Origin of the sequence: Acetobacter cerevisiae (genome assembly GCF_001580535.1) — a bacterium.
Lineage (GTDB): Bacteria > Pseudomonadota > Alphaproteobacteria > Acetobacterales > Acetobacteraceae > Acetobacter > Acetobacter cerevisiae.
Map to the genome: position 1 here is coordinate 1 of NZ_LHZA01000071.1, position 5,387 is coordinate 5,387.

The 5,387-nt window shown below is 62.1% G+C and carries 7 protein-coding genes; 4 read left to right on the forward strand and 3 right to left on the reverse strand.

Translation table 11 applies throughout. The features are described 5' to 3' along the window. Positions 1–219: 219 nt before the first annotated feature. Positions 220–414, reverse strand: a complete 195-nt coding sequence (locus AD928_RS00785; protein ID WP_010516209.1) for a type II toxin-antitoxin system VapB family antitoxin — start codon at positions 412–414, stop codon at positions 220–222. A 54-nt stretch (positions 415–468) separates the two neighbouring features. After that, positions 469–3,555, reverse strand: coding sequence for a Ti-type conjugative transfer relaxase TraA (gene traA / locus AD928_RS00790; RefSeq protein WP_062247496.1), 3,087 nt, complete (start codon positions 3,553–3,555; stop codon positions 469–471). Positions 3,556–3,651: 96 nt separating this feature from the next. Between traA and AD928_RS00795 the strand changes: the two genes are divergently transcribed. The 4 genes from AD928_RS00795 to AD928_RS14900 all read left to right on the forward strand — a co-directional run bounded on the left by AD928_RS00795 (position 3,652) and on the right by AD928_RS14900 (position 4,924). Continuing rightward, complete coding sequence (locus AD928_RS00795; protein WP_062247498.1) at positions 3,652–4,011, forward strand: conjugal transfer protein TraD; 360 nt, start codon at positions 3,652–3,654, stop codon at positions 4,009–4,011. Positions 4,012–4,075: 64 nt separating this feature from the next. Further along, entirely contained in the window at positions 4,076–4,315 is a 240-nt protein-coding gene (locus AD928_RS00800; protein ID WP_061491522.1) for a conjugal transfer protein TraD, read from the forward strand. Between the two features lie 103 nt (positions 4,316–4,418). After that, positions 4,419–4,751 (forward strand): hypothetical protein, encoded by a 333-nt coding sequence (locus AD928_RS00805; protein ID WP_011251580.1) that lies wholly within the window; start codon positions 4,419–4,421, stop codon positions 4,749–4,751. A gap of 2 nt (positions 4,752–4,753) precedes the next feature. Continuing rightward, positions 4,754–4,924, forward strand: a complete 171-nt coding sequence (locus AD928_RS14900) for a hypothetical protein (protein ID WP_167347325.1) — start codon at positions 4,754–4,756, stop codon at positions 4,922–4,924. Here the strand turns inward: AD928_RS14900 and AD928_RS00810 are convergent. Next, positions 4,902–5,324 carry a type II toxin-antitoxin system VapC family toxin gene (locus tag AD928_RS00810; RefSeq protein ID WP_019088717.1) on the reverse strand — a complete coding sequence of 141 codons (423 nt, stop codon included), beginning with the start codon at positions 5,322–5,324 and terminating at the stop codon, positions 4,902–4,904. The genes AD928_RS14900 and AD928_RS00810 overlap by 23 nt on opposite strands. Positions 5,325–5,387: the final 63 nt, after the last annotated feature.

The following is a 5,387-nucleotide window of genomic DNA, read 5'->3' on the forward strand; positions in this document are numbered from 1 at the left end:
TTCACCAGAATGACGCCCCCATCCGAACTCATGCGACCCCCGTCAAAACGGGCCACAACACGCCGTCCACAGGAGGCTGGAAACTCATACGCGCCTGCGCTACACTCTGTCTGCATCGGGTTTTCTTATGCTTATGGAAACTTCTTTTTTACAAAACAGACCTTTTCATAATCTAACCCGATGTACAACCCTTCCGTGAGATTTCCGCGTCGACCAGAATCATACGTCGGAACGCATGGCGTCGAGATCACCCCGCCACTCCAGCCTGCCCTTCATGGAACGCAGTTGCCGCTGCTGATTCAACTTGATCAGCGTCCGCAATCCGAGTTCGACGGCTTCTTTCTTGGTTTTGACGCCAGACGCCTTCAGCGCATCTGTCATGAGGGTATCGTCAATAATGATGTTGGTTCGCATGATGTGTATCTCCAGTGAAAATTATACACATCAACATCTCCTCTCTCAAGCAGATTACATCCCCATATCCATACCGCGCGACCTGGAGCGTGAGAGGGCCTGCTCCCGCTGATGGGGATGCAACCCGTGATCAAGCGTCGATCCCTTCCGGATGCCCAGCTCGCGGCTTTTCTCCCGCAGAATGGACTCAAGCTGCGCATCCCGCTTCAGCTCCTTCAGCGCCACACCCTGCTGCTCCCGGCTCAGCCCGTCCCAGGCCTTCACAAACCGCGCTGCCCGCAGATCCGGACTCTTCCGCACCCTGTCCTCATGCTCCAGCCCCTCGACCAATTTGCGCGCCCGTGCCGGACCTTCCAGACCATATAGCGCCTGCCGGATCTCCGGCTGATGCTTCAGCGCCGCCCGCAGATCCGCCTCACCACCACGCCGGACCCGTTCCAGATCCCGCCCGGCTTCAAACAGCGCCTTCTTCTGATGCTCCAGCACCGGCAGCTCCTGGCGCACCATGCGCTCGGCATCCACCCAGGCCCGCGCATACCGCTCCACCGCCTGCTGAAGCGGGTCACTCCCCGGTACAAACCCGTCCAGCCCGGCCGGCACCTGCTCACGCTGCACACGGGGCAGCCTCAAACCCACAAAGGGAGAGACATGAGCCTCACGCTCAACCCCACTTTCTCCCTTCCCGGCCCCGGCATCCATCCCGGCCGACACGTCTTTGTCCACCGTCCGCCCACGCCCCCGCACGGACAGGTCCAGCCCGTCGAACATCCCGCGTTTTTGCTGTGCCGACGCAGGCTCTGGCATAGGCACACCTTCGGCCTGCCTGTCCTGCCGGGGGCCAGAGGCGGCCTTCTCACGCTCCACCACGATCTCGCTCTCGGGGACATGCAGCCCGCGCCGACGCGCAAACCCGGCATCCCGATCCCGGACATGCGGGTAATCCAGCGTGGTGTCCTTCAGCCGCTCGCGTGACAGCCGCCGCACCAGCCCGTCCCGGTCGCCCACATCATCCCGGCCCCAATGGACGGACACGCTCTCCCGATGCCTTGAGAGCGCCACATAGGCCCCGTGCCGATCCATGCTCCCCGTCGCCAGCACATGCGCCCGATCCACCGTCACACCCTGCGATTTATGGATGGTGGCCGCATAGCCATGATCCAGCGCGTCATACTCCGCCACCGACACGGACACGACCCGGCCAGTCCCGGCACCACCCGGCCCGTCGAGTTGCACTGACATTGCGAGATCCCCAGCCTCAGCCGACCCCACGATGCCCCGCACCGTGCCCAGTGTGCCGTTCTTCACCCCCAGCTCCCGGTCATTGCGCAGGAAGTAGACCCGCTCCCCGTCCGCAAACACCCGCTCGCCCTGGGCGGTTGGCACCAGCACGTCGTCACCCAGCTCACCCGCCTCCCGCCGGATGGCGCGTGCCGCCTCGTTCAGTGCCCGCACATCGACACGCCGATGCGCCAGCATGATCTGGCTTTCTTCTGGCGCAGCCTGACGGGCTTCCTCCCACCCGGCCACCACCCCGGCCCGCGCCTCTTCCAGCGTGTCATGCCCGCGCACCAAGCCAGCCGCCTCATAGCGTCCCAGCGCTTGCTCCGTCCGTCCGGTCGCAAGCTCCTTCGTAGCCGCCTGCTGCCAGCCGTTACGCTGCCGGCGCACGCTCGTGATTTCCACCGACCCGACCCGCTCGGCCACCGCCCGGAACGCTCCACCCGCCTCAATCGCCTGCAACTGCTCGGGATCACCCACCAGCACCACCTTGGCCTCGGCTTCGCGGGCGACAGACAGAACCCGCTCCATCTGCCGTGACCCCACCATGCCGGCCTCGTCCACCACCAGCACGTCCCCGCGCTCCAGCAGGTCGAACCCACGCTCCCACGCCCGCTCCAGGGAGGCTAGCGTCCGGCTCTCGATCCCAGACCCCGCTTCCAGCCCTTCCGCCGCGATCCCCGACAGCGCCGCCCCGCGCACCCGGTACCCGGCCTCTTCCCATGCCGCACGGGCCACACCCAGCATGGTGCTCTTCCCCGTCCCGGCATAACCGACCACCACAGACAGGTCGCGGGACTTCGTGACCTCGCCCACCGCCAGCGCCTGCTCGTCCCCAAGCCCTTCCCGCGCCATCGCCGCCCGACGCACTGCCAGCGGCACCGCATGACCCTGGGACTGCCCCATCGCGAACGATGCTTCTTCCAGCCGCTGCTCGACCCCGATCATCTCCCGTGTGGAGAACCGTTCCCGCCCGTGACCGTCTTTCCCGAGAGAGACCAGCTCCGGGCACGCCTCCACCCGAACCATGACGGCCGTAAACTGTTCAGCATCCACCGTCTGCCGGTCCACGAACCGCGCCAGATCCTGCCGGGTAAATGTGCTCTGCTGCCGGGTCAGCGCCTCCAGCGCCACATGCGGCTCGGCCAGCAACCTCTCGCCATTGCGTCGCGCGATCTCCAGATGGTCAGCTACCCGCTCCGCGTCCTCGCCCCGCTCTTCCCGACGCATGCCGGCCGGACCGATCTTGTTCTGCGGCTCAAGATCGATCCCCTGTGCCACGAACGACCGATGATCGATCCGCACATCCAGGTCCAGCTCGGCCAGCCGTTCATTGGCGAGCGACGCCCATCGCCCCCGCCATGTCAGCAGGAGTTCTTTGTCATTCCACGAGCGTTCTTTCGCACCGAAACCATTCTCGTCCACCGATCGTGTGGACAGCATCACATGGGCATGGGGCTTCGCCTGTCCGTCTTCGCCAATATCCCAATGCACATTGAGATCGGCAACTATGCCGCGTTCCACAAACTGCTCCCGCACGAAATCCCGTGCCAGCGCGATCCCCTGCGCCTGGGTCATTTCGCGCGGGATTGAAAACTCCAACTCGCGGGCAAGCTGGGCATCCTTGCGCTTCTCGATTGCCTCGACCTCGTTCCATAGGGTCGCACGATCAAGAAACCGTTCCGGCGCGCCATCAGGCAGCAGGATCTCGGAATGCACCACGCCGCTCTTGTTGGAAAAGTCATGGTCGCGATCCAGCCGCACATCATGCAGGCGGGACGCTGCACGATAGGCTGCCGCCGCCACGGCGCTCCGGCCGGTGGCACGGCTGATGACCTTTGCATGCAGGTGATAGATCGCCATGAGTGCGATCCTATCACACCACTAAAGCGCACGTCACGAAGTGACGTATAAGCGCGCACTCACATTTTACTGCGGCACAAGGATTGATTACTCTGGATGAGTGACGCGGTTCTCGGCTGTGTGATAGAGTATGGCACAGACCAGCATGACAGGGGACCGGAAATGCGCAGGCCACGGGACATTGATGCGGAACTGAAGGCGCTTCAGGAAAAGGCAAAGCAGCTTAAGGCGCAAAGAACCCTCCAGCTCGGTGAACTGGTCGAGGCGACGGGAGCCGATACCCTGTCGATCGAGGCGCTGGCCGGGGTACTGCTTGCGGCTGTCGAACAGGCGGATGGCAAACCCGAAGCCGTCGCGAGGTGGACCGAACGGGGGACAACGTTCTTTCAGACCAGCGCAAAAAAGGGCGGCCGGAAAGGAACCGGAAATGATCAGAACGGAGCTTCTGGCGCTTGAAAGACAGATCAGAAAGCAGGCGGCCCTGATCCATCGCCATCAGGCACGAAAGGCACGGAACGACATGCGCGACTGGGCGAAGGCGCGACGGGAACGGACCCATCATCTGATCGAACTGGGTGGCCTGGTTCAGAAGGCGGGACTGGTTGATCTGACCGATGATGACCGCGCCACCCTGCTCGGAGCCTTTCTGGATATTGCGGGGCAGCTTCAGGGGGGAAATGAGACCACCCCGGACGACCTGAAAACGCGCTGGAGACGCGCGGGGCTTCATGCCTTCGACAGGGACCGGGAACAAGGCTGACGACAAAACACGATCATCCAAAACGGACAGACTGTAATCTCGGCCACAGAACAATTTTACGGCCTGGAAACTGACCACCACAGACACTTCAAGAGGATACCTAATGGCTCCGGAATACCCTTCTCCAGAATGGTTTTCTGATAAGATCAATCGCCATCAATGGATGTGGAATCTGAATGCCCGGTTTGTTTCACAGGCAGCAAAGCGTATGACCGATACGGACGCTCTAGTCTTGCTCAATGAGGCGGTCAATCTGGAAATAGCGGAAACGGCTGCCAACCTTCTTCGGGAAGGTGTGCCAGAAAAAATTGTCGCTGATTTCGTTATGGCTTACAGTCAGACACAACGAGCAGAATTGCTGGATAATGTCTGCGATTACGCATGGCGGATTTCTGCCCCTGTCGCTGCCACGAAACACGAGGCGATGAAGACATGACCATGACGGACCTTTCCGACGAACGGGCTGCCAAAAGGGATGCAATCCGCAAGGCACGCAACAGCACGAAACCCACTGTCCCGGCCGATCAGGTTCTTGCTCTTCTGGACGCCGATCTGGCCCGGATTCAGGCGGCCATTGACGCCCTCCCTACCCCTCGTCCCACGGATTGATGAGGGTGATACCGCAGTTGAGGAAATCACGTGTATTCCGTGTCGCAAGGAATGCGCCACGGGACTGCGTGATGGCCGCGATCTGTGCATCAAACTGACTGATGGGTTCTCCGGCCTGCCGGCGTCGGGAGGCGATCTCAGCATAAACACAGGCCGCCTCTCCGTCGAAAGGCAGGATACGTCCGGAGAAATCCTCTTCGAACATGGCACGGGCAGCTGCGATCAGAAGCTCTCGCCGTCGCCCTTCCGGCAGCAGCGCCAGCCCATACAGGATCTCGGCCTGTGTAATGGTCGTGATGAAGAGGGTCATCATGGACTGGCGGGACATCCAGGTCAGCACCGCCCCGTCAGGCCCGGAGCGCATCAGTTCGGAGAGGATGTTGGTGTCGAGAACGATCACACTCCGAAATCCACGTCCCTGATGGGGGTCGGTACATAGAACGGGCACAGATATACGCTAAGG

Coding starts and splice junctions, on each gene's coding strand:
- traA (WP_062247496.1), bottom strand. CDS start 3,555: ATGGCGATCTATCACCTGCATGCAAAGGTCATCAGCCGTGCCACCGGC.
- AD928_RS00795 (WP_062247498.1), top strand. CDS start 3,652: ATGAGTGACGCGGTTCTCGGCTGTGTGATAGAGTATGGCACAGACCAG.
- AD928_RS00800 (WP_061491522.1), top strand. CDS start 4,076: ATGCGCGACTGGGCGAAGGCGCGACGGGAACGGACCCATCATCTGATC.
- AD928_RS00785 (WP_010516209.1), bottom strand. CDS start 414: ATGCGAACCAACATCATTATTGACGATACCCTCATGACAGATGCGCTG.
- AD928_RS00805 (WP_011251580.1), top strand. CDS start 4,419: ATGGCTCCGGAATACCCTTCTCCAGAATGGTTTTCTGATAAGATCAAT.
- AD928_RS14900 (WP_167347325.1), top strand. CDS start 4,754: ATGACGGACCTTTCCGACGAACGGGCTGCCAAAAGGGATGCAATCCGC.